25 protein-coding genes are annotated in these 24429 nt (G+C 65.5%); 24 read left to right on the top strand and 1 reads right to left on the bottom strand.

The genetic code is table 11. The annotated features are described in order from the left end of the window. Positions 1-211 precede the first annotated feature (211 nt). The 7 genes from BLT75_RS14295 to rpoD all read left to right on the top strand — a co-directional run bounded on the left by BLT75_RS14295 (position 212) and on the right by rpoD (position 9722). Positions 212-1465, top strand: coding sequence for a sarcosine oxidase subunit beta family protein (locus BLT75_RS14295; protein WP_093032963.1), 1254 nt, complete (start codon positions 212-214; stop codon positions 1463-1465). 54 nt (positions 1466-1519) lie between these two features. Then, entirely contained in the window at positions 1520-1783 is a 264-nt protein-coding gene (locus BLT75_RS14300; protein ID WP_093032966.1) for a sarcosine oxidase subunit delta, read from the top strand. Beyond that, entirely contained in the window at positions 1780-4713 is a 2934-nt protein-coding gene (locus BLT75_RS14305; RefSeq protein WP_093032968.1) for a sarcosine oxidase subunit alpha family protein, read from the top strand. Before BLT75_RS14300 ends, BLT75_RS14305 begins: the two co-directional genes overlap by 4 nt. After that, on the top strand, positions 4706-5251 hold the full coding sequence (locus BLT75_RS14310; protein ID WP_245706536.1) for a sarcosine oxidase subunit gamma: 546 nt from the start codon (positions 4706-4708) through the stop codon (positions 5249-5251). The genes BLT75_RS14305 and BLT75_RS14310 overlap by 8 nt, the downstream gene beginning before the upstream one ends. Before the next feature lie 35 nt (positions 5252-5286). Beyond that, entirely contained in the window at positions 5287-5583 is a 297-nt protein-coding gene (locus BLT75_RS14315) for a hypothetical protein (RefSeq protein WP_093032974.1), read from the top strand. A 93-nt stretch (positions 5584-5676) separates the two neighbouring features. Continuing rightward, on the top strand, positions 5677-7626 hold the full coding sequence (dnaG, locus tag BLT75_RS14320) for a DNA primase (RefSeq protein WP_093032977.1): 1950 nt from the start codon (positions 5677-5679) through the stop codon (positions 7624-7626). A gap of 110 nt (positions 7627-7736) precedes the next feature. Beyond that, positions 7737-9722, top strand: a complete 1986-nt coding sequence (gene rpoD, locus BLT75_RS14325; protein WP_093032980.1) for an RNA polymerase sigma factor RpoD — start codon at positions 7737-7739, stop codon at positions 9720-9722. Positions 9723-9778: 56 nt separating this feature from the next. Here the strand turns inward: rpoD and BLT75_RS14330 are convergent, their stop codons facing one another. Beyond that, entirely contained in the window at positions 9779-10165 is a 387-nt protein-coding gene (locus tag BLT75_RS14330) for a metallopeptidase family protein (protein WP_093032983.1), read from the bottom strand. Between the two features lie 265 nt (positions 10166-10430). Between BLT75_RS14330 and BLT75_RS14335 the strand changes: the two genes are divergently transcribed. From BLT75_RS14335 to BLT75_RS14415, 17 genes are all read left to right on the top strand, one after another. Continuing rightward, a complete protein-coding gene (locus tag BLT75_RS14335; RefSeq protein WP_093033291.1) occupies positions 10431-10775 on the top strand; it encodes a hypothetical protein in 345 nt (114 codons plus the stop codon). A gap of 52 nt (positions 10776-10827) precedes the next feature. Continuing rightward, positions 10828-12054: a DNA-packaging protein gene (locus BLT75_RS14340; RefSeq protein WP_093032986.1), complete on the top strand. Its 1227-nt coding sequence runs from the start codon at positions 10828-10830 to the stop codon at positions 12052-12054. A gap of 124 nt (positions 12055-12178) precedes the next feature. Next, positions 12179-13351 carry a phage portal protein gene (locus tag BLT75_RS14345; protein WP_093032989.1) on the top strand — a complete coding sequence of 391 codons (1173 nt, stop codon included), beginning with the start codon at positions 12179-12181 and terminating at the stop codon, positions 13349-13351. After that, positions 13344-13568 carry a GTA head formation protein, RCAP_rcc01685 family gene (locus tag BLT75_RS14350; protein WP_093032992.1) on the top strand — a complete coding sequence of 75 codons (225 nt, stop codon included), beginning with the start codon at positions 13344-13346 and terminating at the stop codon, positions 13566-13568. Before BLT75_RS14345 ends, BLT75_RS14350 begins: the two co-directional genes overlap by 8 nt. Before the next feature lie 28 nt (positions 13569-13596). Next, positions 13597-14154 carry an HK97 family phage prohead protease gene (locus BLT75_RS14355; RefSeq protein ID WP_093032995.1) on the top strand — a complete coding sequence of 186 codons (558 nt, stop codon included), beginning with the start codon at positions 13597-13599 and terminating at the stop codon, positions 14152-14154. A 33-nt stretch (positions 14155-14187) separates the two neighbouring features. Beyond that, entirely contained in the window at positions 14188-15366 is a 1179-nt protein-coding gene (locus tag BLT75_RS14360; protein ID WP_093032998.1) for a phage major capsid protein, read from the top strand. A 166-nt stretch (positions 15367-15532) separates the two neighbouring features. After that, positions 15533-16132, top strand: a complete 600-nt coding sequence (locus BLT75_RS14365) for a head-tail connector protein (RefSeq protein WP_093033001.1) — start codon at positions 15533-15535, stop codon at positions 16130-16132. Continuing rightward, on the top strand, positions 16129-16467 hold the full coding sequence (locus BLT75_RS14370; RefSeq protein ID WP_093033005.1) for a phage head closure protein: 339 nt from the start codon (positions 16129-16131) through the stop codon (positions 16465-16467). Before BLT75_RS14365 ends, BLT75_RS14370 begins: the two co-directional genes overlap by 4 nt. After that, positions 16464-16877 (top strand): DUF3168 domain-containing protein, encoded by a 414-nt coding sequence (locus tag BLT75_RS14375; RefSeq protein ID WP_093033008.1) that lies wholly within the window; start codon positions 16464-16466, stop codon positions 16875-16877. Before BLT75_RS14370 ends, BLT75_RS14375 begins: the two co-directional genes overlap by 4 nt. 24 nt (positions 16878-16901) lie before the next feature. Next, positions 16902-17315, top strand: coding sequence for a phage major tail protein, TP901-1 family (locus tag BLT75_RS14380; protein WP_093033011.1), 414 nt, complete (start codon positions 16902-16904; stop codon positions 17313-17315). Positions 17316-17317: 2 nt separating this feature from the next. After that, on the top strand, positions 17318-17638 hold the full coding sequence (locus tag BLT75_RS14385; RefSeq protein WP_093033013.1) for a gene transfer agent family protein: 321 nt from the start codon (positions 17318-17320) through the stop codon (positions 17636-17638). Next, positions 17635-17844 (top strand): rcc01693 family protein, encoded by a 210-nt coding sequence (locus tag BLT75_RS14390; protein ID WP_093033016.1) that lies wholly within the window; start codon positions 17635-17637, stop codon positions 17842-17844. The genes BLT75_RS14385 and BLT75_RS14390 overlap by 4 nt, the downstream gene beginning before the upstream one ends. Then, on the top strand, positions 17831-18493 hold the full coding sequence (locus BLT75_RS14395; RefSeq protein ID WP_093033019.1) for a phage tail tape measure protein: 663 nt from the start codon (positions 17831-17833) through the stop codon (positions 18491-18493). The genes BLT75_RS14390 and BLT75_RS14395 overlap by 14 nt, the downstream gene beginning before the upstream one ends. Positions 18494-18508: 15 nt before the next feature. Beyond that, positions 18509-19141, top strand: a complete 633-nt coding sequence (locus BLT75_RS14400; protein ID WP_093033022.1) for a DUF2460 domain-containing protein — start codon at positions 18509-18511, stop codon at positions 19139-19141. Beyond that, positions 19141-20028 (top strand): DUF2163 domain-containing protein, encoded by an 888-nt coding sequence (locus BLT75_RS14405; RefSeq protein ID WP_093033025.1) that lies wholly within the window; start codon positions 19141-19143, stop codon positions 20026-20028. Before BLT75_RS14400 ends, BLT75_RS14405 begins: the two co-directional genes overlap by 1 nt. Beyond that, positions 20025-20471, top strand: coding sequence for an NlpC/P60 family protein (locus BLT75_RS14410; protein ID WP_093033028.1), 447 nt, complete (start codon positions 20025-20027; stop codon positions 20469-20471). Before BLT75_RS14405 ends, BLT75_RS14410 begins: the two co-directional genes overlap by 4 nt. Then, a complete protein-coding gene (locus BLT75_RS14415; RefSeq protein WP_093033031.1) occupies positions 20471-24427 on the top strand; it encodes a baseplate multidomain protein megatron in 3957 nt (1318 codons plus the stop codon). The genes BLT75_RS14410 and BLT75_RS14415 overlap by 1 nt, the downstream gene beginning before the upstream one ends. Positions 24428-24429 lie beyond the last annotated feature (2 nt).

The raw sequence follows: 24429 nt of genomic DNA on the forward strand, positions 1-24429 counted from the left end.
CTGCAACTGGCCCCAGAATTCTTTGTGCCTCGCGCGCGTCCAACAGGGTAAGACCGCTGTTGAGAGAACAGCGATGTGTGCCTGTCGTGAGAGCGACACAGTTAGTCGCGCATGGGACATTCATTGTCGATTACGGCCAAGAGACTGGCCGGTCGGATGGTAGTCCTTGAAGGGAAAGCAGTGGGCATGTGCCCGGCAAGGGGAGACAGGTATGCGTTTTTCGGGCCTTCGCGTGTTGAAGGAAGGATTGACCGGCAACAAGGGATGGCAGCCGCATTGGCGCGATCCCGAACCGAAACCCGAATATGACATCGTGATCATCGGCGGCGGCGGTCACGGGCTGAGCACGGCCTATTACCTCGCGCGCGACCATGGGCTGAAGAACATCGCGGTGCTGGAGCGCGGCTATATCGGCGGCGGCAACATAGGCCGCAACACCACCATCGTGCGCGCCAACTACTTCCTGCAAGGCAATTCCGAGTTCTATTCGCACTCGCTGAAACTGTGGGAAGGGCTGGAAGAGGACCTGAACTACAACGTGATGCATTCGCAGCGCGGCATCATCAACCTGTTCCATTCGGACGGGCAACGCGACGCGGCGGCCCGGCGGGGCAACATGATGATCAGCCAGGGCGACGACGCGATTCTGCTGGGGCGTGAAGAGCTGCGCAAGATGGTGCCGTTCCTGAACTTCGACGACCTGCGCTTTCCCCTGTATGGCGGTCTCTACCATCCGCGTGGGGGCACCGCGCGGCATGACGCCGTGGCCTGGGGCTATGCCCGGGGGGCGGATACCCGGGGCGTCGACCTGATCCAGAATTGCGAGGTCACCGGCATCGACATCGAGAACGGGCAGGTCAGGGGCGTGCAGACGGTGCGCGGCCCGATCCGGGCCAGGAAAGTGGCGATGGTGGTGGCCGGGCGCTCCAGCCAGGTGGCGGCTATGGCGGGCATGCGCCTGCCGATCGAGAGCCATATCCTGCAGGCCTTTGTCACCGAGGGGCTGAAACCGGTGATCGACCATGTGATCACCTTTGGCATGGGGCATTTCTACATCAGCCAGTCGGACAAGGGCGGACTGGTGTTCGGCGGAGACCTGGATTTCTATGCCTCCTACGCCGCGCGCGGCAACCTGCCGACGGTCGAGCATGTCATGGAGGCGGGCATGGCGCTGATGCCGATGATCGGCAAGGCCAGGGTGCTGCGCAGCTGGGGCGGGATCATGGACATGTCGCCCGACGGCTCGCCGATCATCGACAGGACCCATATCGACGGGCTCTATGTGAACTGCGGCTGGAACTACGGCGGGTTCAAGGCGGTACCGGGCTCGGGGAACGTGTTCGCGCATCTGATCGCGACCGGCAATTACCACCCGGCGGCGACACGGTTCCGGCTGGACCGGTTCCGCACCGGCCGTGGCATCATCGACGAAGAGGGCAAGGGCTCTCAACACAACCTGCACTGAGAGTGGAGGGGTTGGCATGAGTATTTTTGGCGAAATGAAGATGAGGGCGCGGTCATGAGGATCACCTGTCCGCATTGCGGCGAGCGGGATCACCGCGAGTTTTACTACAAGGGTCATGCTCTGGCGCTGGAAAGGCCGTCGCCGGATGCGGGCGAGGCGGCCTGGGACGACTATGTGCACCAGCGAGAGAACCCGGCCGGGGTGACCCGCGACCTGTGGTATCACGAGGGCGGCTGCGGCGCCTGGGTCGTGGTCAGCCGCAACACGCTGACGCATGAGGTGCTGGGCACGCAGGCGGCATCGGAGGCGCGGGCATGAGGATCGAGGGCAAGGGGCTTATCGCGCGCGATCACCGGGTGTCCTTCACCTTTGACGGGGTACGCTATTCGGGGTTTCAGGGCGATACGCTTGCCTCGGCGCTGCTGGCCAATGGCGTGCGGCTGGTGGCTCGGTCTTTCAAGTACCACCGGCCGCGCGGCATCCTGACCGCAGGTAGCGAGGAACCCAATGCGCTGGTGACCATCGGCACGGGCGGGCGGCAGGACCCCAACGTGCGCGCCACGGTGCAGGAGCTGTATGACGGGCTGGAGGCGCGCAGCCAGAACCGCTGGCCGTCGCTGAACCATGACCTGCTGTCGGTCAACGATCTGGCGGCGCCCTTCTTTGGCGCGGGGTTCTACTACAAGACCTTCATGTGGCCGCGCGCCTTCTGGGAGAAGCTGTACGAGCCGATGATCCGCAAGGCCGCTGGTCTGGGGGCGCTGTCGGGCGAGGACAATGCCGACCGGTACGAGCGCGCATTCGCCTTTTGCGACCTGCTGGTGATCGGGGCGGGACCTGCCGGGCTGATGGCAGCACTGGTCGCGGGCCGTGCGGGGGCGGATGTGATCCTGGCCGACGAGGACGCGCGCATCGGCGGGCGGCTCTTGGCCGAGACCTATGAGATCGACGGCAAGCCGGGCCATGTCTGGGCCGAAGAGGTTCTGGCCGAACTGCGCGCGATGGACAACGTGCGCCTGATGACACGGACCACCGTGGCCGGCGCCTATGACCATGGCACCTTCGCCGCGCTGGAGCGGGTGTCGCATCACCGGGCCGACCGGGGCGCGGGCGCGCCGCTGGAATGCTTTTGGCGGATCGTGGCCCGGCGCAGCGTGCTGGCCGCGGGCGCGCTGGAGCGCCCGGTCGCCTTCCGTGACAACGATCGGCCGGGCATCATGACGGCGGGCGCGGTGCGCGCCTATCTGAACCGCTGGGGCGTGGCACCGGGCAAGGCGGTCACCGTGTTCGGCAACAATGACGATGCACATCGCACCGCGCGCGACCTGATGGCCGCCGGCGTACATGTCGCGGGACTGATCGACAGCCGCCATGATGCGCCCGAGGTTCAGGGCGTGCATATGATCCGGGGCGGCCAGGTCTGTGGCAGCACGGGCCGCCGCTCACTGGAAGCGATCACCGTGCGGCGTGCCGGCGGCGAAGAGCGGATCCAGACCGATTGTCTGGCCATGTCGGGCGGCTGGAACCCGAGCGTGCACCTGACCTGCCACATGAACGGGCGGCCCGCATGGCGGCGCGACATCGCCTCCTTCGTGCCGGTGGCGGGGGCCATTCCGGGCCTGCGGGCGGCGGGGGCTTGTAATGGTGCCTTCTCCACGGCCGGTTGTCTGCGCGAGGGGGCTGCCGCGGCGGTGGAGGCTTTGGAAGACCTGGGGTTGAAGGCGTCGGAGCCGACGTTGCCTGCAGCAGATGATACACCTTATGCCCTTGAGCCGCTCTGGGCGGTGCCGGGCAAGGGACGGGCCTGGCTCGATTTCCAGAACGACGTGACGGTCAAGGACGTCAAGCAGGCGGCGGTCGAGAATTTCCGCTCGGTCGAGCATATGAAGCGCTATACCACGCAAGGGATGGCGACGGATCAGGGCAAGAATTCGAACGTTGCCGCGCTGGCGGTGCTGGCGGATGCGACCGGCCGGGGTATTCCGGAAACCGGAACGACGACCTTCCGGCCGCCCTACAGCCCGATTGCTATTGCTGCCCTTGGGGCCGGGGCCGAAGGCAAAGGGTTCCAGCCGCAACGCTTCACCACGTCGCACGCGGCGACGGTCGCGCGCGGTGCACCGTTGATCGAGGCGGGGCTGTGGTATCGTCCCAGCTACTTCCCCAAGCCGGGTGAGACCGACTGGCGGCAGAGTTGCGACCGCGAGGTGGGTTACGTGCGCAATGCCGTCGGCGTGGCCGATGTCTCGACCCTGGGCAAGATCGACATCCAGGGGGCGGATGCGGCAAAGCTGCTGGATTTTGTCTATACCAACATGTTCTCGACGCTGAAGGTGGGACGGGTGCGCTATGGCCTGATGCTGCGTGAGGATGGCCATGTGATGGACGACGGAACCACCGCAAGGCTGGGCGAGGATCATTACGTGATGACCACCACCACCGCAGCGGCGGGCGAGGTGATGAAGCATCTGGAATTCGCGACCCAGGGCCTGCACCCCGAATGGGACGTGTCGCTGTGCTCGGTGACCGAGCACTGGGCGCAGTTCGCGGTGGCTGGTCCCAAGGCGCGCGAAGTGCTGAACGGGTTGCTCGATACACCGCTTGATCCGCAGGACTGGCCCTTCATGTCCTGCGGTGCGGTCTCGGTGCTGGGGGTTGCGGGACGACTGTTCCGGATCTCGTTCTCGGGCGAGGAAGGTTACGAGATTGCGGTGCCGGCGCGATATGGCGCGAGCCTGTTCGATATTCTGGTCAAGCGGGCCGAAGGTTTGGGCGGCGGGCCCTACGGGATGGAGGCGCTGAACGTGCTGCGGATCGAGAAAGGGTTCATCACCCATTCCGAGATCCACGGTCGCACAACCGCCTATGACATCGGCATGGGCGGCATGGTGTCGGCCAGGAAGGACTGTATCGGCAAGACCATGTCGCAGAGACCGGGGCTGGAAGAGCCCGGGCGCGAGTGTCTGGTGGGGCTGAAGCCGGTCGGGCCGGATGGGCGCCTGCTGGCGGGCGCGCATCTTTACCGCAAGGAGGCGGAGGCCAAGCGTACGAATGACCAGGGTTATGTGACCTCGGTCTGCCATTCGCCGACGCTGGGCCACATGATCGGGTTGGCATTTCTGGCGGACGGGCCGGAGCGGCATGGCGAGATCGTCAAGATGGTCGACGGGTTGCGCGGGGTGACCACCCTGTGCGAGGTGGTGAACCCGGTCTTCTTTGACGCTGATGGAGGGCGGATGCGTGGGTAATCTGGTTGCGAAATCGCCCTGTAAGGGTCTGTTGCCGCTGTCTGTCGGCGCGATGTCGGCTTCCGAGGTCGAAACAGGCGCGATGACCATGCTGTCGCCGCGCAAGGGGCAGGACGGGGCGCTGGACGAGGCAATGCGGGCGGTGCATGGGCTGGGTTATCCAGCCCCCAGCGGCGTCGAGTCGGCGGGGGAAGCGCGCGCGATCTGGTTTGGCCATTCCAGTGTCTTGCTGGTTGGCGCGGAACCGGGTCAGAGGCTGGAGGAGCATGGCGTGCTGGTTGACCAGTCCGATGCCTGGGCGGTGGTGCGTCTCGACGGGCCGGGGGCCGAGGATGTGCTGGCCCGGCTGGTGCCGGTTGATGTCCGGTTGTGCGCCTTTCCGGTGGGCTCGACGGCACGCAGCAAGATTGGACACATGTCGGGCTCGGTCACGCGGGTCGGCGAGGCTTCCTTCTGGCTGATGGTTTTCCGCTCCATGGCCGAAACCCTGGTGCACGACCTGAAATCGGCCATGGAAGCGGTCGCGGCACGGGGTTAAACTTGGTCGAAAATTTCGAATCCGGGAGATCGCCGATGTATCGTTATGCCTTCATCGCCATGTTGGCGGCCTCGCCGCTGGCGGCGGCCGAGACCAAGGAGCAGAGCTGCCAGTACCAGTCCGACGTCGTGGCGGCGATCCAGCAAGCGCGGCTGGACCGGGTCAAGGAGCGTGATGTACCTGCGGCCGTCGCCGCGACGAACCCGACCTGGCCAGCAAGTTACAACAACGCGATCCCGCTGATCGCCCCTTGGGTCTATCAGCAGAAGATGGGTGATATCCGAAACAAGGACCTGTCGGAGGCCTGGCTGGAACTTTGCCTGAAGCAATAGGATCAATCCGTCGGCCCTGACGGGTCGTCTTCGTTGTGGATAAGGCACGCCACCCGCTTGGCGTGCCGCATCGTTTCTGCCATCCTGCCACCCATGTCACTGCCCCCCGGATTTCTGGACGAATTGCGCAACCGCCTGAGCCTGACACAGGTTGTCGGTCGCAAAGTCATGTGGGACATGCGCAAGTCGAACCAGGGCAAGGGCGACATGTGGGCGCCGTGTCCGTTCCACCATGAAAAGACCGCCTCGTTTCATGTGGATGACCGCAAGGGGTTCTATTACTGCTTTGGTTGCCACGCCAAGGGCGACGCTCTGAAATTCGTCCAGGAAACCGAGAATGTCGGCTTCATGGAAGCGGTCGAGATTCTGGCGCGCGAGGCAGGTATGCCGATGCCTGCTCGCGATCCGAAGGCGCAGGAAAAGCAGGATTTTCGGGGCCAGTTGGCCGAGGTGATGGAACAGGCGGTGCAGTTCTTTCGCCTGAACCTGAACGCGGGCAGCGGGGGGGCGGCGCGTGACTATCTGGTCCGGCGCGGGTTGAAGGGCGCGGCGCTGGAGCGTTGGGAAGTCGGCTTTGCCCCTGACGGCTGGCAGGGATTGTGGGATCATCTGCGCGGCAAAGGCGTGCGGGAGGAATTGATTTTTGGCGCGGGTCTGGCCAAGCCCTCGACCAGGGGCGGCAAGCCATATGACGTGTTCCGCAACCGGATCATGTTCCCGATCCGCGACGCGCGCGGGCGGTGTATCGCCTTTGGTGGTCGGGCAATGGACCCCAAGGACAATGCCAAGTACCTGAATTCACCCGAAACCGTGCTTTTCGACAAGGGGCGCAGCCTGTTCAACCACGGGCCTGCCCGCACGGCGGCCGGGCAGGGGCAGCCGCTGGTGGTGGCCGAGGGCTACATGGATGTGATCGCGCTGTCCGAGGCCGGGTTCGGCGCGGCGGTGGCGCCGCTGGGCACGGCGGTGACCGAAGAGCAGTTGCACATGCTCTGGCGCATTGCCGACGAGCCGATCATCGCGCTGGATGGCGACACGGCGGGATTGCGCGCGGCGATGCGGGTGATCGACCTGGCCCTGCCGCTGCTGGAGGCCGGAAAATCGCTGCGTTTTGCGATAATGCCCGAAGGCAAGGATCCTGATGATCTGATCCGGGCAGAGGGTTCGGCAGCGATGCAAAACGTTCTGGATCAGGCCGTGCCCATGGTGCGCCTCTTGTGGCAGCGCGAGACCGAGGGCCGAGTGTTCGACAGCCCCGAGCGCAAGGCAGCGCTGGACAAGAACCTGCGAGAAAAGATCATGCTGATCCGCGATCCTTCGATCCGGACCCACTACGGGCAGGAGATAAAGGATCTGCGTTGGCAGCTGTTCCGCCCGCAACGTGTGTCCCGGACGCAAACCTGGCAAAAACGGGGACCGGGTCGGCCGGAAAATGCGCCGGCCAGCTCAAGTGCGCGCAGTTCGTTCCTGGCCTCCACCCAGAACGCGGAAATCCACCTGCGCGAAGCAGCCATCCTGGCGATAGCGATCCTGAACCCGCAGGTTGTCGTGGAATTCGAGCACCAGCTTGAAGAAATGGAGTGCCATGATCCGGATTACGCGGCGCTGCGGCAGGCCCTTTTGCGCCATGCGATCGATGATCCGGAGAACCTCAAGGACCATATCATCGCGTCTTTGGGAGGAGAGGTCCTTGAAAACCTGCTGAACCTACGCCATGTGGCAGTCATCCCCTGTGTGTACAAACCTGGCGATGACGAGAAGGCCGCGATGACGATGGCCGAGGAGCTCGCGAAAATCAAGGCGCTCCGGGGGTATGAAGCTGAAGTGGACGAAGCGCGTGAGGATATAGCCGATACCGAAGACGAGGCGCTGACATACCGTTTGGCCAGGGCGGCGGAAGAAAGAAACCGCGCGAGCCGCAGCCAGAACGAGGACAAGGCGATCTTTGAGGTGGCGGACAACGGGGCGCGAATCAAGCGTGACGAACGCGAGGCTTTCGCCGCCATAATGGCGGGAATCAAATTCGACCGGAAACGCCGATAGGGCGTTTTCCTAAGGAACTGGCAAAATAAAACAGGTACACGGGTGGCCGAATCAATTCTGAGCACTAATGATTCGGCTTAACGAATCGCCCATCCCTGCAGGAGCACTGAATGGCCGCCAAGGACACTGCCGAAGACCAGAAGCCCGAAGATCAGGAAGACGAAGTCTCGCTCGACATGAGCCAGGCACAAGTCAAGAAGATGATCGCCGAGGCCCGTGAACGCGGGTACATCACCTACGATCAGCTGAATCAGGTGCTGCCTCCGGATCAGGTGAACTCGGAACAAATCGAAGATGTGATGTCCATGCTCAGCGAGATGGGTATCAACATCATTGAGGACGAAGAGGCCGAAGAGGAAGAGCAGAAGGGCACGACCGACCTGGTTACAACCGACAGCAACCGCGAGGTTGCCCTGGCGGGTGCGCAGGCCGAGAAACTTGACCGTACTGACGACCCGGTCCGCATGTACCTGCGCGAGATGGGTTCGGTCGAACTGCTGAGCCGCGAAGGCGAGATCGCCATCGCCAAGCGGATCGAGGCCGGCCGCAACACCATGATCGCCGGGCTGTGCGAAAGCCCGCTGACGTTTCAGGCGATCACCATCTGGCATGATGAACTTCTGAGCGAGGACATCCTGCTGCGCGATGTCATCGATCTGGAAGCCACGTTCGGCAACCAGTTGGATGAAGAAGGTGACGAAGAGCCTGTGGTGGACCCGTCGAGCGTCCAGTCGACGAAACCGCAGCGTGAGGACAGCCCGGAGTACGATGCGGACGGCAACCCGATCTCGCGGGAGGATGACGACGAAGACGACGAACAGGCCAACATGTCGCTGGCCGCGATGGAGGCCGCTCTCAAGGACAAGGTGCTGACCACGCTGGAGCGGATTTCCTCCGACTATGCGCAACTTTCCGAGATGCAGGACAGCCGGATTTCGGCGACCCTGAACGAGGACGGGTCGTTTTCGGACAAGGACGAGGACACGTACCAATCCCTGCGGTCGGAAATCGTGAAGCTCGTCAACGAGTTGCACTTGCACAACAACCGCATCGAGGCGTTGATCGACCAGCTATATGGCATCAACAAGCGGGTGATGTCGATCGACAGCTCGATGGTCAAGCTGGCTGACCAGGCCCGGATCAACCGGCGCGAATTCATTGACGCCTATCGCGGGCGCGAATTGGACCCGAACTGGCTGGGCGAGATGGCAGAGAAGCCGGGGCGCGGCTGGCAGATGTTCATCGAACGCTCGTCGGACAAGGTCGAGGAACTGCGCGCCGACATGGCCCAGGTGGGCCAGTATGTGGGTCTGGATATCAGCGAATTCCGCCGCATCGTCCAGCAGGTGCAGAAGGGCGAAAAAGAAGCCCGCCAGGCCAAGAAGGAAATGGTCGAGGCCAACCTGCGCCTGGTCATCTCGATCGCCAAGAAATACACGAACCGTGGTCTGCAATTCCTTGATCTCATTCAAGAAGGAAATATCGGCCTGATGAAGGCCGTGGACAAGTTCGAGTATCGCCGCGGCTACAAGTTCTCGACCTATGCGACCTGGTGGATCCGTCAGGCCATCACCCGGTCCATCGCGGATCAGGCGCGCACCATCCGTATCCCGGTGCACATGATCGAGACGATCAACAAGCTGGTTCGCACAAGCCGCCAGATGCTGCACGAGATCGGCCGCGAACCGACTCCCGAGGAACTGGCCGAAAAGCTGCAGATGCCGCTGGAAAAGGTTCGCAAGGTGATGAAGATCGCCAAGGAGCCGATCAGCCTCGAAACCCCGATCGGCGACGAGGAAGACAGCCAGCTGGGCGATTTCATCGAGGACAAGAACGCCATCCTGCCGCTCGATAGCGCCATTCAGGAAAACCTGAAGGAGACGACGACGCGGGTTCTGGCCAGTCTTACGCCGCGTGAGGAGCGGGTTCTGCGGATGCGTTTCGGCATCGGCATGAACACCGACCATACGCTGGAAGAAGTGGGGCAACAGTTCAGCGTGACGCGCGAACGGATCCGCCAGATCGAGGCGAAGGCATTGAGGAAACTGAAGCATCCCAGCCGCAGCCGCAAGTTGCGTAGTTTCCTCGACGAATAATCGGGTTTACACCACAGGCGCCCTTCGGGGCGCCTGTTTTTTCTGGCGCAGACAGATCAGGTCCACCATTCGTCGATCGTGGCGATGTCTTCGTCCGACCAGCCGAAGTGATGCGCGAACTCGTGCACGACCACATGCGCGATCAGATCGTCGAGGTCGATGTCGGCGCGCTCGCGCCACTCGGCAAGAATGGGTTCGCGGAACAGCCACACCGCGTCGGGCGGGGCGAGGAAATCCGCGATGGATTTCTCGGTCATCGGAATCCCGTCATAAAGACCGGTCAGATCGAGCGGATCCTCGATGCCGAGATCGGCGAGCATGTCGGGGGCCGGCCAGTCGGCGATGCGCAGCAGCACGAGCTGCGCGGCGGCGCGAAAGGCGGCGGGCATCGTGTCGACGGTGCGGCGGGCAACGGTTTCGAAATGGCTGAGGTCAGTGCGCATGACACAGATATGACTAAGGCGGTGCAAAGTGAAAAGCGTGAAACGCGCCGCAGGGTGGGCGCGCAGGCCGTCTGGTAAGGTTTTGTTAGGTATTACAGCGCGTTAGGCGTTGCGTTGTTGCGCGTTTTGCTTGACTCTGCGCGCGGTTTCACGTATAGGTTGTGACATGCTAGAAGAGGTGGGCAAACGGCCCCGGGGTGACCCGGCGGCCGTTTTTTCGTCTCTCTCGTGCGGAGATCACTCTCGCATGAGGTCACGAGCAAACATGACTTTGATTACCCCAGAGGAGCGGATTTCCCGGACGGCCGATTTGCTTCAGTCGCTCGAGAATTCCATTCGCGATCTGCGCAATGCGGCGGAAGACCTGCAACAGCGGATTCGAGCCGGGGAGGAAGGCGATCTTGCCGGTTTCGGCAAGCAGGTGGGTCAGGCCGCGAGCCTGATCCGCGAGTGTCAGAAAGTGGAGGCCAGTTTTGCCGAACAGATACGAAGGGAAGCGGGCATTGCCCAAGGGGGATACGCGCTCGATCTCGAGCGCGCCCGATCTGAGATCGGGTGCCGCCTTGCTCGCCTGCGCAAGTGCTGCCGAGAGGGAGCGGTTTCTGAGTGAGATCAGAGAGGGAGGGCTGTGCGCCCTCCCTTTTTTATTCGAGTTCTGGGCGATGGAGCATCAGTTGCCGCCTGAGGGCGATTGGCGCGCCTGGGTGATTCTGGGCGGGCGTGGCGCGGGCAAGACGCGCGCAGGCGCCGAATGGGTGCGCGCGCAGGTCGAAGGCTCGCGGCCGATGGACGAGGGGCGCGCACGGCGGGTGGCGCTGGTGGGCGAGACCTATGACCAGGTGCGCGACGTGATGGCGTTTGGCGACAGTGGTATCTTGCACTGTTCGCCGCCCGACCGGCGGCCGCAGTGGAAGGCCAGCGAGCGCAAGCTGATCTGGCCCAACGGGGCCGAGGCACAGACCTTTTCGGCGCAGGATCCCGAGGCGCTGCGCGGGCCGCAGTTCGACGCGGCCTGGGTGGACGAGCTCGCCAAGTGGAAAAAGGGCGTCGAGGCCTGGGACATGCTGCAATTCGCGCTGCGCCTGGGAGAGCGGCCACAGGTCTGTGTGACCACGACGCCGCGCAACGTGAAAGTGTTGAAGGACCTGCTGGCAGCACGCAGCACGGTGCAGACCCATGCGCCGACCGAAGCGAACCGGGCCAATCTGGCCGAGTCATTCCTGGAGGAGGTGCGGGCGCGTTATGCCGGGACCCGGTTGGGGCGGCAGGAGTTGGACGGGGTTCTGCTGGCCGATGCCGAGGGGGCGCTGTGGACCGGTGCGATGCTGGAGACGGCCCGGGGCGGCGCGGTACCGGTACTCGACCGGGTGGTGGTTGCGCTGGACCCCTCGGTGAGCGGCGGCGCAGGGGCCGATGCCTGCGGTATCGTGGTGGTGGGCGTGCAGATGCAGGGGCCGCCGCAGGATTGGTGCGCCTGGGTGCTAGCGGACCGAACGGTGAAGTGGGCGGGGCCGAACGGCTGGGCGCGGGCGGCGATTGCGGCGATGGATGAGTTCGGGGCCGAGCGGCTGGTGGCCGAGGTCAACCAGGGTGGCCAGCTGGTCGAAGAGGTGCTGCGCCAGGTGGACCCGCTGCTGCCGTTCAAGGCGGTGCATGCGGCGCGCGGCAAGGTGGCGCGGGCCGAACCGGTGGCGGCGCTCTACGAGCAGGGTCGGGTGCGCCATGTGGCGGGGCTGACGGATCTGGAAGAGCAGATGTGCCAGATGACCGCGCGCGGCTATGAAGGGCCGGGGTCGCCCGACCGGGTCGATGCGCTGGTCTGGGCGATGCACGAGGTCATGATCGCGCCGGCGGCGGCCTGGCGGCGGCCGAGGCTGCGGATGTTGTGAGCGCTGTGTTGCGCCAGGTGCGAACGGTCTGTTTCCGGCTTTTGAGCAATGATGGCGGATAACTCCCCTCAGCAAGTCCACAGAGCGCAACCGGCGCCGGGGCACAGAGATAGGAGCCAATGTCATGATCTTTGATTTCCTGCGTCGCGGAGCCGGGGTGGGGGCGCCCGAGGTCAAGGCGAGCGCCGCCGGGCCGGTGGTGGCCTGGCACAATGCCGGACGCGTCGCCTGGAGCCCGCGCGATACCGCCTCGCTGACGCGGACCGGGTTTGCGGGCAATCCGGTGGGGTTCCGCTCGGTCAAGCTGATCGCTGAGGCGGCGGCAGCGCTGCCGCTGGTGTTGCAGGATCATTGCCAGCGCTACGAGATCCATCCGATGCTGTCGCTGGTGCGCCGCCCGAACGCGGCGCAGGGGCGGGCCGAGCTGATGGAGGCGCTGTTCGGGCAGCTTTTGCTGACCGGCAACGCCTATGTCGAGGCGGTGGCGGGCGAAGCCGGGCTGCCGCTGGAGTTGCATGTGCTGCGCTCGGACCGGATGAGCGTGGTGCCGGGAACGGATGGCTGGCCGGTGGCCTATACCTATACCGTGGGGGCCAGGACGCATCGGTTCGATGCGGGTTCTATCTGTCATATCAAGGCGTTCCATCCGCAGGACGACCATTACGGGTTCTCGCCGATGCAGGCGGCGGCGATGGCGGTGGATGTGCATAATGCGGCTTCGCGCTGGTCGAAATCGCTCTTGGACAATGCGGCGCGGCCTTCGGGCGCGCTGGTGTGGAAGGGATCGGATGGGCAGGGCGTGATGGCCGAGGACCAGTTCCGCCGCCTGTCCGATGAGATCGAGGCGAATTTCCAGGGCGCGCGCAATGCCGGCCGGCCGATGGTGCTGGAGGGCGGGCTCGACTGGAAGCCGATGGGATTCTCGCCCTCGGACATGGAGTTTCAGAAGACCAAGGAAGCCGCCGCCCGCGAGATCGCGCTGGCCTTTGGCGTGCCGCCGATGCTGCTGGGCATCCAGGGGGACGCGACCTATTCGAACTACCAGGAGGCAAACCGGGCGTTCTATCGCCTGACCGTGCTGCCGCTGGTGACGCGGGTGGCGGCAAGTCTGTCGGAGTGGCTGTCGGGGTTTGCGGGCGAGGCGCTGGCGCTGAAACCCGACCTGGACCAGGTGCCGGCGCTGGCTGCCGAGCGCGATGCGCAATGGGCGCGGGTGACGGCGGCTGATTTCCTGTCTCCGGCGGAGAAGCGGGCGATCCTGGGTCTGCCGCCGCTGGCGGAGGGCGCCGATGGCTGATGGGCCGGGCTATGCGCCCTTTGACTGCGCGCCGGGGCTGCGGCTGGAGGCGCATGAGCGGGTCTCGGCCCTGCAACACGAGCATCTCTGCCGTCGGCTGGACCAGCTGGACGAGGTGCTGGAGCGACTGGAGCGGCGGCTGTGGCTGACGGTTTACGGCGTCGCAGGAGCGATCCTGGCCCAGGTGTTTCAATCGTTCCTGGTGGTGACGCCCTGAGATTTCAGAGGATTACAAGGAGTAGTTCATGGATATGAATGCGGGGCTGGAGCACAAGTTCGCCCGGTTTGGCGAGGGTCTGACGGTCAGCGAGGATGCGGTGATCGAGGGGTATGCGAGCCTGTTCGGTCAGACCGATCAGGGCGGCGACATTGTGCAGGCGGGGGCTTATGCGGCCTCGCTGAAGGCGCTGGAGGCCGGGGGGCAGCGGGTCAAGATGCTGTGGCAGCACGACCCGGCGCAACCCATCGGGGTCTGGGACGAGGTGCGCGAGGACGGGCGCGGGCTGTGGGTCAAGGGCCGGTTGCTGGAGAGCACCCAGAAGGGCCACGAGGCGGCGGCGCTGATCCGGGCCGGGGCGCTGGACGGGCTGTCGATCGGCTATCGCACGAAACGGGCCGTGAAGGATGACAAGGGCCGGCGGCTCTTGACCGAACTGGAGCTGTGGGAAGTGTCGCTGGTGACCTTTCCCATGCTGCCCAGTGCCCGGGTCGCGGCCAAGGGGATATCCCCCGAGGCCGAATGGACCTGGCGCAGCATTGCCGAGCTGTTCGACAGCGCGCGGCAGGAACTGGCGCGAAGGTAAGCGCGCCGCAACCCACCCAGAAAGGACGTGCCGATGAGCAAGACCGATGTCCCGGCCTTGGCCGGAGAGGGTGTGCCCCTGGTTCAGGAGGTGAAGCGGGCGATGGCTGGCTTCGTGAGTGAATTCAAGGGGTTTCAGGCCGAACTTGAAATCAAAATGCAACAGACGGAAGAGCGATTGACCATGCTGGATCGTAAATCTCAACTCGCGGCGCGTCCGCATCTGGCCGCCTCTCATGACGAGGGCGCGCCGCATCAGAAGGCGTTCGACGCCTACCTGCGTTCGGGCGACGATGACGCGCTGCGCGGGCTGGTGCTGGAAGGCAAGGCGATGTCGACCGCGATCAACAGCGACGGCGGCTTCCTGGTCGATCCGCAAACCGCCGAGCGCATAAAGGCGGTGCTTCATTCGACCGCTTCGATCCGGTCGATCGCCTCGGTGGTCAATGTGCAGGCGAATTCCTTCGACGTGCTGATCGACCATACCGATATCGGTGCGGGCTGGGCGGACGAGACCGCGGCGGCTACTGAAACCGGGACGCCGTCGATCGACCGGATCTCGATCCCGCTGCACGAGCTGAGCGCGCTGCCCAAGGCCAGCCAGCGCCTGCTGGACGACAGCGCCTTTGACATCGAGGGCTGGCTGGCGGGCCGGATCGCCGACAAGTTCGCGCGCGCCGAGGCCGACAGTTTCATCAATGGCGACGGGTTGAACAAGCCGCGCGGGTTCCTGAACCATCCGAAGGTCGCGAACGACAGCTGGGCCTGGGGCAGCCTGGGTTATGTCGCCTCGGGCGTGGCCGGGGGGATTGATGCTGACGATGTGGTCGACCTGGTCTATGCGCTGGGGGCGCAATACCGGGCCAACGGCGCGTTCGTGATGAACTCGAAGACCGCCGGGGTGATCCGCAAGCTGAAGGACGCCGATGGCCGCTTCCTGTGGTCGGATGGTCTGGCCGCGGGCGAACCTGCGCGCCTGATGGGTTATCCGGTGGTGATTGCCGAGGATATGCCGGATCCGGCGACCGACAGCTACTCCATCGCGTTTGGCGATTTTGGCGCGGGCTATACCGTGGCCGAGCGCCCCGACCTGCGGGTGCTGCGCGATCCGTTCAGCGCCAAGCCGCATGTGCTGTTCTACGCCACCAAGCGCGTGGGTGGCGATGTGAGCGACTTTGCCGCGATCAAGCTGCTGAAATTCGGCGTCGCCTGAGCGTAGCCGGGTCCGGGGCCGGGTAACCGGCCCCGGATGCGGGCGCGCGCCGGTTTTCCTGGCGTTGTCTAGCTGCTCCCCCTCCGTCCGAGCAACGCGAGGCGGCGCGGGCCCGCATGACCAGAGACGAACGGCCCGGAGGGGTCCGAGCTTGCGGAGTGAATTGATGATGTTGATCGAAGAGACAGCCGTTCCCGACGCCGCGCTGCCGGTGGCCGAGTTCAAGGCGCATTTGCGGCTGGGCACCGGGTTTGCCGAGAATGACGTTCAGGACGGGGTGCTGAACGGGTTCTTGCGGGCGGCGATTGCAGCGATCGAGGCGCGGACGGGCAAGGTTCTGATTTCCCGCCAGTACTCGTGGACGGTGTATGGCTGGCGCGACCAGACAGGCGAGGTTCTGCCGGTGGCGCCGGTGCAATCGGTCGTCTCGGTGACGCTGCGCGATGCGGGCGGTGGCGAGACGGTGCTGACTGCTGCGGCCTGTCGGCTGGAGCGTGACAGCCAGCGGCCCCGGCTGCGCCCGGCGGGCGCGCTGTTGCCGACGATACCCACGGGGGGGGCGGCAGAGATTGTCCTGATGGCGGGCATGGCGCCCGACTGGGGCGGGCTGCCGGCGGACCTGGGGCAAGCGGTTCTGCTCTTGGCGGCACATTACTACGAGTACCGGCACGAGACGGCGCTGGGGGATGGTTGCATGCCCTTTGGCGTCACCAGCCTGATCCAGCGTTACCGGACGGTGCGGTTCGGATCGGGGGTGGTGCAATGAAGGCGCCGCATCTGAACCGGCGGCTGGCGCTGGAGACACCCGCGCGGGTGGCCGATGGCGCGGGCGGCTTTTCTGAGAGCTGGGATGTGCTGGGCACGCTCTGGGCCGAGGTGAATGCGCGCAGCGGAACCGAGCGGTTCGAGGCGGGGGCGCCACGCTCGCGCGTGGCCTACCGGATCACGGTGCGCGCGGCGCCCCAGGGATCGAGCATGCGGCCCGCGCCCGAGCAGCGGTTTACCGAGGGCGGGCGGGCCTTTGTTATCCGAGCTGTGGCCGAGCACGACCCGGCAGGGCGGTTTTTGACCTGTTTTGCGGATGAGGAGGTAGCGGCATGAGTTACGGCATGGCGGCGGCGTTGCAGGCAGCGGTCTATCAGCACCTGCTGGCCGATCCGGGTGTTACGGCCCTGGTGGGGACGGATATCTACGATGCCCTACCCGCGGGGACGGTGCCGCAGACCTATGTGCTGCTGGGGCCGGAGGAGGTGCGCGACGCCTCGGACCGCGAGAGCGGTGGGGCCGAGCACCGGTTCACCGTCTCGGTGGTGTCCGAGGCCGCCGGTTTCGCCGGGACCAAGGCGGTGGCCGCTGCGGTGAGCGATGCGCTGGACAACCCGACGCTGGCGCTGACGCGCGGGCAGCTGGTGGGGCTGTGGTTCGAGCGGGCCTCGGCCCGGCGAACCGGAACGGGGGGCGCGGTCCGGCAGATCGACCTGCGGTTTCGCGCCCGCGTCGAAGACAATTGATCAACCTGAACGTGGAGTAACGACATGGGTGCCCAGAACGGCAAGGACCTGCTGGTCAAAGTGGATATGAACGGCACGGGCCAGTTCGAAACCATCGCGGGGCTGCGTGCGACCCGCGTGAGCTTTAACGCCGAGAGCGTGGATGTCACCAGCCTGGAGAGCCAGGGCGGCTGGCGTGAGCTGCTCTCGGGCGCCGGGGTCAAATCGGCCTCGATCTCGGGCTCGGGCGTGTTCAAGGACGCCGGCACCGACGAGCGGGCGCGGCAGCTGTTCTTTGACGGCGAGACGCCGGATTTCCAGGTGATCATCCCCGATTTCGGCATTGTCGAGGGGCCGTTCCAGGTGACCGGCATCGACTATGCGGGCAGCCATAACGGCGAGGCGACCTATGAGGTGAGCCTGGCCAGCGCCGGTGCCCTGGCCTTTACCGCGATCTGATCATGGCCAATCCGTGGACGGGAGAGGTGGCCCTGGTCATCGACGGGCAGCGGCGGGTGCTGAAGTTGACGCTGGGTGTGTTGGCCGAGCTGGAGGCCGAGCTGGAGAGCGGCTCGCTGGTGGAACTGGTGCAGCGGTTCGAGGGCGGTGCGTTCTCCAGCCGCGACGTGCTGGCGCTGGTGGTCGCGGGGCTGCGCGGTGGCGGGGCCGAGGTGACGCAGGCGAGCCTGCTCAGGGCGGAGATCGCGGGCGGCCCGATGGCGGCGGCGCGGGCGGCAGCGGAGCTTCTGGCGCGCGCCTTCATGCTGCCGGGCGAGACATGAACGGGTTCGACTGGCCCGCGCTGATGCGGGCCGGGATGCTGGGGCTGCGCTTGACGCCCGAGGCGTTCTGGCGGCTGACCCCGGCGGAGCTCCGGCTGATGCTGGGACAGGGCGCAGGGGTCGCGCCGATGAACCGGGCCGGGCTGGACGCCTTGCTGGCAGCCTGGCCGGACAAGAGTGAAGGAGAGGATCATGGCGGAGACTGACGGGTTTTCCGAATTGCAGGCCACCGGCGAGAGCCTGGGGGATACACTGGGCGACGCCGCCGTGATGGCGGCGGGCTTCGATGCCGAGTTGCGCCGGGTGCGGACATCGCTGGGCCAGACCGGCCAGGATGTGCAGTCGCTGGAACGCGGCCTGTCCAAGGGGCTCAGGCGGGCTTTTGACGGCGTGGTGCTGGACGGCATGAAACTGTCGGATGCGCTGGATACGATCGCGCTGTCGATGATCCAGACCACCTATTCGGCGGCGATCAAGCCGGTAGCCGACCATTTCGGCGGGCTGATCGCGGACGGGGTCGGATCCCTGGTTCAGGGGCTGTTGCCCTTTGCCAAGGGCGGATCGTTCAGCCAGGGGCGGGTGATGCCCTTTGCCAGCGGTGGCGTGGTCAGCGGGCCGGTGGCCTTTCCCATGCGCGGCGGCCTAGGGCTGATGGGCGAGGCGGGGCCCGAGGCGATCATGCCGCTGGCGCGCGGGCCGGATGGCAAGCTGGGTGTGCGCAACAGCGGCGGCGGCCGGGCGATCAACGTGGTGATGAACATCTCGACCCCCGATGTGCAGGGGTTCCGCCGTAGCCAGGGCCAGATCGCGGCCCAGATGAGCCGCGCCCTGGGGCGTGGCAACCGCAATCGTTGAGGGAAGGAGCGCGCAATGAATTTCCACGAGGTGAGATTTCCAACCAACCTGAGCTTTGGCTCGGTGGGGGGGCCGGAACGGCGCACCGATATCGTGACATTGGTCAACGGGTATGAGGAGCGCAACACGCCTTGGGCGCATTCGCGCCGCCGCTATGACGCGGGCGTGGGCATGCGCTCGCTCGACGATGTTGAGACGCTGATCGCGTTTTTCGAGGCGCGGCAGGGGCAGATGTACGGGTTCCGCTGGAAGGACTGGTCGGATTACAAATCCGGCCTGGCCTCGGTGGAGGTCAAGTTCGACGATCAGGTGATCGCCAGCGGCGACGGGATCGAGACCCGGTTTCCGCTGATCAAGACCTATCGCTCGGGGCAGTTCTCTTATGCGCGGCCGATTGCCAAGCCGGTGCTGGGCACCGTGCGTGTGGGCATCGACCAGGACGAGGTGAAGGAAGGCGTCGATTACACGGTGGATACGGCCACCGGGCTGGTGAGCTTTGTGACGCCGCCGACCGAAGGGTCGGTGATCCGCGCCGGGTTCGAGTTCGACGTGCCGGTGCGCTTCGATACCGACCGGATCCAGACCAGCGTCGCCAGTTTCCGGGCGGGCGACGTGCCCAATGTGCCGGTCGTCGAGGTGCGGGTCTGATGGGCGGTGTGAGCGAGGCCTTGCAGGCCCATCTGGCGCGCGGGGTGACCACTCTGTGCCGGTGCTGGGCCATTCGGCGCAAGGATGGCGTGACCTTCGGGTTCACCGACCATGATCGGGCGCTGGTCTTCGAGGGCGTGAATTTCAAGGCCGACAGCGGGTTGTCGGCGGCAGCGCTGGAGCAGAGCACCGGATTGTCGGTGGACAATTCCGAGGCGCTGGGCGCGCTCAGCGATGCGGCGGTGCGCGAGGAGGATATCGAGGCTGGCCGGTTCGACGGCGCCGAGGTGCTGTCCTGGCTGGTGAACTGGGCGGAGCCAGCGCAGCGATGGTTGCAGTTTCGCGGTTCCATCGGAGAGTTGCGCCGGGGCGGCGGGGCGTTTCACGCGGAATTGCGCGGCTTGACGGACAAGCTGAACCAGCCGCTGGGACGGGTCTATCAGAAGCCGTGCACGGCGGTTCTGGGCGATGCCCGGTGCCGGTTCGATCTGGCGGTGCCGGGCTATGCCTTGGAGCTGGTGGTGGAGCAGATGGACGAGGCGCGACTGTTCCGCTGGCCGTCGCTCGACGGGTTCGAGCCGGGCTGGTTCCAGCGCGGGCGGATCGACGTTGTCGGCGGCGCGGCGGCCGGTCTCTGGGCGCTGATCAAGAGCGACCGGATCGTGGACGGGCGGCGCGAGATCGAATTGTGGGAGCCGATGCGGGGCGGCATCCGGCCCGGCGACGCGGTGCGGCTGAGTGCGGGATGCGACAAGCGGATGGAGACCTGCCGGCTGAAGTTCAACAATCTGTTGAATTTCCAAGGATTTCCCGATCTGCCGCGCGAGGATTGGGTGATTGCCACACCGAAGCGGACCGGAGCGAATACCGGCGGGAGCCTGCGATGAGCGGTCATAGCGACAGGATCGTGGGCGTGGCGCGGCAATGGCTGGGCACGCCTTACCGACATCAATGCTCGGTCCAGGGTGCGGGCAGCGACTGCCTGGGCCTGATCCGTGGGGTCTGGCGCGAGTTGAACGGCAGCGAGCCCGAGGCGGTGCCGGCCTATTCGATGGACTGGTCCGAGCCGCAGGGCGAGGAGCGGCTGTGGGCCGCCGCGCGGCAGCATCTGCGCGAGGTTTCGGGCGGCGCAGTGGCGGCAGGCGACGTGCTGCTGTTCCGGATGCGGTTGGGCAGCGTGGCCAAGCATCTGGGTATCGTGTCCGAGATGGGGGCCTGTCCCCGGTTCATCCACGCCTATAGCGGGCATGGCGTGGTGGAAAGCGCGCTCAGCGCGCCGTGGATGCGGCGCGTGGTGGCCCGGTTCGAATTTCCCTTGGAGGTGTGCTGATGGCGACGATACTTCTTTCGACTGCGGGCGCGGCCATCGGCGGATCGGTCGGGGGGACGGTCGCGGGCCTATCCTCGGTCGTGCTGGGGCGCGCGGTGGGGGCCACGCTGGGCCGGGTGATCGACCAGCGGCTGCTGGGGACGGGGGCCGCTGCGGTCGAGACCGGCAAGGTGGACCGGTTCCGGCTGACCACGTCCGGCGAGGGCAATCCCATCGCGCAGGTGCATGGCCGGATGCGCGTCGGCGGTCAGGTGATCTGGGCGTCGGATTTTGTCGAGACCACCTCGGTCAGTGGCGGTGGCAAGGGCGGCCGGTCGCAACCCCGCACGACGACCTACAGCTATTCGGTCTCGCTGGCGGTGGCGCTGTGCGAGGGCGAGATCGCGGGCGTGCGGCGGATCTGGGCCGATGGCGAGGAGATCGCGCCCGCCGAACTGGACATGCGGGTCTATCGCGGGACGGAAGACCAGCTGCCTGATCCGCTGCTGGAGGCGGTCGAGGGGGCGGGCATGGTGCCCGCCTATCGGGGCACCACCTATGTGGTGTTCGACGATCTGGCGCTTGACCGGTTCGGCAACCGGGTACCGCAGTTCTCGTTCGAGGTGGTGCGCCTGGAGCAGCCTGGCAGTGAAGACCATGAGGAGAGCCTCGCACAACTGGTCCGGGGGGTGGCGGTCATTCCCGGAACGGGCGAGTATGCGCTGGCCACGAGCCAAGTGAATTACTCAAACGGGCCGGGCAGCTTTTGGGCGGCCAATGTGAACACGCCGTCGGGCCAGACCGATTTCCTGACCTCGATGGAGGCGTTGCGGGACGAGTTGCCCGGGGTCGGGGCGGCCTCGCTGGTCGTGTCCTGGTTCGGTGGCGACCTGCGGTGCGGCGAATGCCGGATCGTGCCCAAGGTCGAGCGCAAGGAGATCGACGGCGTCAACATGCCCTGGCTTGTGTCGGGACTGACCCGGGCCACGGCGACGGAAATCGCGCGGGACTCGGACAGACCGATCTATGGCGGCACACCGGCGGATGCCTCGGTGGTCGAGGCGATCCGGCACATGAAGGGGCAGGGCCAGCGTGTCATGTTCTATCCGTTCATCCTGATGGATCAGCTTGCCGGCAATACGCTGCCGGATCCCTGGACAGGCGCTGAGGGGCAGCCGCGCCTGCCTTGGCGCGGGCGGATCACGGTGAGCATGGCGCCGGGTCAGCCGGGCTCTCCTGATCAGAGTGCAGCCGCCGAGGCGGAGGTGGCGGCGTTTTTCGGTGCGGTCAGCGCGGCCGATTTCACGGTGGGCGACGGGGTGGTGACCTATTCCGGCCCGGCCGAGGATTGGGGGATGCGGCGGTTCATCCTGCATTATGCGGCGCTCTGTGCGGCGGCGGGCGGGGTGGATGCGTTCTGCATCGGCTCGGAGATGCGCGGGCTGACGCAGATCCGGGGCGCGGCAGGGTTTCCGGCTGTCGCGGCGCTGCGGGCGCTTGCGGCCGAAGTGCGGTCTGTTCTGGGTCCCGAGACGAAGATCGGCTATGCCGCGGACTGGAGCGAGTATTTCGGATATCAGCCGCAGGATGGCAGCGGCGACCGCTACTTTCACCTCGATCCGCTGTGGGCGGACGACAACATCGATTTTGTCGGGATCGACAATTACATGCCCCTGTCCGACTGGCGCGATGCGCCGGGCCATGCCGATGCGGCGGCCGGTGCGGCGGCGATCTATGAACAGGCCTATCTGCGCGGCAATGTCGAAGGTGGTGAGGGGTATGACTGGTTCTATCATTCGGCGGAGGCAGAGGCGGCGCAGATCCGGACCTCGATCACTGACGAGTCGCATGGCGAGCCCTGGGTCTGGCGCTACAAGGATATCCGCAACTGGTGGCTGAACAGCCATCATGAGAGGATCGGCGGTGTCCGCCAGACGGTGCCGACCGATTGGGTGCCGCAATCGAAACCGGTCTGGTTCACTGAACTGGGCTGTGCTGCTGTGGACAAGGGGACCAACCAGCCCAACGTATTCCTTGATCCCAAATCATCGGAATCGAGCCTCCCGAAACACTCGAACGGCGCACGTGACGATCTGATCCAGGTCCAGTACCTGCGCGCGGTGCTGGGGTATTGGGAGGATCCGGTGGTCAACCCGGTGTCCGAGGAGTATGGCGGGCCGATGATCGACCTGGACAATGCCTATGTCTGGGCGTGGGACGCGCGGCCTTTCCCGGCCTTCCCGAACAATCGCGACCTGTGGCCGGACGGGGCCAACCATGCGCGGGGCCACTGGTTGAACGGCCGCAGCGGAAACCGGACGCTGGCCGCGGTGGTGCGCGAGATCTGCGGACGGGCCGGACTGACGGAGATCGACATCAGCCGGCTCTGGGGTATCGTGCGCGGCTATGTGGTCGATCAGGTCAGCGATGCACGGGCGGCGCTGCAACCGCTGATGCTGCGCTACGGGTTCGATGCGATCGAGCGGGACGGCACTCTTGTGTTCCGGTTGCGCGACGGGCTGGAACCGGTGGTTCTGGATCCCGAAGTGCTGGCGGTACATGACGAGATCGACGGCGACCGCTTCTATCGGCGCGATGGCGAGGTCGAGATGACCGGCCGGGTGCGGCTGCGCTTCGTGCAGGCGGATGCCAACCATGACGTGGTATCGGAAGAGGCGGTGTTGCCGGATGCCGCCACCCATGCGGTTTCGTCCAGCGAAATGCCACTGGCACTGACTCGGGCCGAAGGCCGGCAGACCGTCGAGCGCTGGCTGGCCGAGGCCCGTGTGGCGCGCGAAACCGTCCGGTTCGCCCTGCCGCCTTCGCGCATGGCGCTGGGTGCGGGCGATATAGTGAGCCTGCCGGCGGCCGATGGCGAGACCGGTAGCCTGTTCCGGCTGGACCGGGTCGAGCAGGCCGAATTGCAATTGGTCGAGGCAGTCCGGATCGAGCCGAACGTCTATCTGCCCTCGGATATGGCCGAGGATCAGCCGGTTGCGCAGGAATTCGTTCCGCCGGTGCCGGTGCTGCCGGTCTTTCTCGACCTGCCGGTGCTGCCGGTCTTTCTCGACCTGCCTTTGCTGACCGGTGACGAGGTCCAGCATGCGCCGCATATCGCGGTATCGGCGCAGCCCTGGCCGGGGACCGTGGCGCTTTATTCTTCGGATGTCGACGAGGGGTATGTGCTGGACGAGATCCTGGCCTCGCGCGCGGTGATCGGATTGACAGAAACACCCTTGGAACGCGCGGCGGCGGGCCGGTGGGATCGGGGGCCGGGGGTGCAGGTCAAGCTGGTCGCCGGCGCATTGGAAACGCGCCCGGAAGAGGCGATCCTGAACGGCAAGAACCTCGCGGCGATCGGAGACGGGACCTCGGGCAATTGGGAGCTGTTCCAATTTCGTGACGCCGAACTGATCGCGCCGGATACCTATCTTTTGCGTCATCGGTTGAGGGGGCAGCTCGGCACTGATGGGGTGATGCCCCAGATATGGCCGGCAGGCTCTTTGTTCGTGCTGATCGACCCACGGGTGGTGCAGGTAGAGTTGAACAGTGCCCATCGCCGGATCGCGCGCCATTATCGGATCGGGCCGGCGCGGCGCGGCTATGATGATCCGTCTTACAAGCATCTTGTCGAAGCTTTCGAAGGGATCGGTCTGCGACCCTATGCGCCGGCACATCTGCGCGTGACAGATGCATCGGGCGATCTGTCGGCAAGCTGGATTCGGAGGACCCGGATCGACGGCGATGATTGGGCGCTGTCCGAAGTGCCGATTGGCGAGGAAAGCGAATCCTATCTGGTCCGAGTGAGCAAGAACGGGATCATCTTGCGCGAGCAGGTGGTCACCTTGCCGGAATGGACCTATTCCGCGGCACAGCAGTCGGCCGATGGTGCATTGCGCCCATTCGAGATCTCGGTTTCGCAGGTTTCGGCCCGTTTCGGACCCGGCCTTTTCCGCTCGGCTACTGTGGCGGCATAGAT

It is taken from the genome of Ruegeria marina, from assembly GCF_900101475.1.
GTDB classification, from domain to species: domain Bacteria; phylum Pseudomonadota; class Alphaproteobacteria; order Rhodobacterales; family Rhodobacteraceae; genus Ruegeria_B; species Ruegeria_B marina.

Coding starts and splice junctions, on each gene's coding strand:
- BLT75_RS14340 (WP_093032986.1), top strand. CDS start 10,828: ATGGAGCATCAGTTGCCGCCTGAGGGCGATTGGCGCGCCTGGGTGATT.
- BLT75_RS14330 (WP_093032983.1), bottom strand. CDS start 10,165: ATGCGCACTGACCTCAGCCATTTCGAAACCGTTGCCCGCCGCACCGTC.
- BLT75_RS14305 (WP_093032968.1), top strand. CDS start 1,780: ATGAGGATCGAGGGCAAGGGGCTTATCGCGCGCGATCACCGGGTGTCC.
- BLT75_RS14380 (WP_093033011.1), top strand. CDS start 16,902: ATGGGTGCCCAGAACGGCAAGGACCTGCTGGTCAAAGTGGATATGAAC.
- BLT75_RS14375 (WP_093033008.1), top strand. CDS start 16,464: ATGAGTTACGGCATGGCGGCGGCGTTGCAGGCAGCGGTCTATCAGCAC.
- BLT75_RS14350 (WP_093032992.1), top strand. CDS start 13,344: ATGGCTGATGGGCCGGGCTATGCGCCCTTTGACTGCGCGCCGGGGCTG.
- BLT75_RS14295 (WP_093032963.1), top strand. CDS start 212: ATGCGTTTTTCGGGCCTTCGCGTGTTGAAGGAAGGATTGACCGGCAAC.
- rpoD (WP_093032980.1), top strand. CDS start 7,737: ATGGCCGCCAAGGACACTGCCGAAGACCAGAAGCCCGAAGATCAGGAA.
- BLT75_RS14370 (WP_093033005.1), top strand. CDS start 16,129: ATGAAGGCGCCGCATCTGAACCGGCGGCTGGCGCTGGAGACACCCGCG.
- BLT75_RS14385 (WP_093033013.1), top strand. CDS start 17,318: ATGGCCAATCCGTGGACGGGAGAGGTGGCCCTGGTCATCGACGGGCAG.
- BLT75_RS14395 (WP_093033019.1), top strand. CDS start 17,831: ATGGCGGAGACTGACGGGTTTTCCGAATTGCAGGCCACCGGCGAGAGC.
- BLT75_RS14335 (WP_093033291.1), top strand. CDS start 10,431: ATGACTTTGATTACCCCAGAGGAGCGGATTTCCCGGACGGCCGATTTG.
- BLT75_RS14390 (WP_093033016.1), top strand. CDS start 17,635: ATGAACGGGTTCGACTGGCCCGCGCTGATGCGGGCCGGGATGCTGGGG.
- BLT75_RS14400 (WP_093033022.1), top strand. CDS start 18,509: ATGAATTTCCACGAGGTGAGATTTCCAACCAACCTGAGCTTTGGCTCG.
- BLT75_RS14345 (WP_093032989.1), top strand. CDS start 12,179: ATGATCTTTGATTTCCTGCGTCGCGGAGCCGGGGTGGGGGCGCCCGAG.
- BLT75_RS14315 (WP_093032974.1), top strand. CDS start 5,287: ATGTATCGTTATGCCTTCATCGCCATGTTGGCGGCCTCGCCGCTGGCG.
- BLT75_RS14405 (WP_093033025.1), top strand. CDS start 19,141: ATGGGCGGTGTGAGCGAGGCCTTGCAGGCCCATCTGGCGCGCGGGGTG.
- BLT75_RS14360 (WP_093032998.1), top strand. CDS start 14,188: ATGAGCAAGACCGATGTCCCGGCCTTGGCCGGAGAGGGTGTGCCCCTG.
- dnaG (WP_093032977.1), top strand. CDS start 5,677: ATGTCACTGCCCCCCGGATTTCTGGACGAATTGCGCAACCGCCTGAGC.
- BLT75_RS14300 (WP_093032966.1), top strand. CDS start 1,520: ATGAGGATCACCTGTCCGCATTGCGGCGAGCGGGATCACCGCGAGTTT.
- BLT75_RS14415 (WP_093033031.1), top strand. CDS start 20,471: ATGGCGACGATACTTCTTTCGACTGCGGGCGCGGCCATCGGCGGATCG.
- BLT75_RS14365 (WP_093033001.1), top strand. CDS start 15,533: ATGATGTTGATCGAAGAGACAGCCGTTCCCGACGCCGCGCTGCCGGTG.
- BLT75_RS14355 (WP_093032995.1), top strand. CDS start 13,597: ATGGATATGAATGCGGGGCTGGAGCACAAGTTCGCCCGGTTTGGCGAG.
- BLT75_RS14410 (WP_093033028.1), top strand. CDS start 20,025: ATGAGCGGTCATAGCGACAGGATCGTGGGCGTGGCGCGGCAATGGCTG.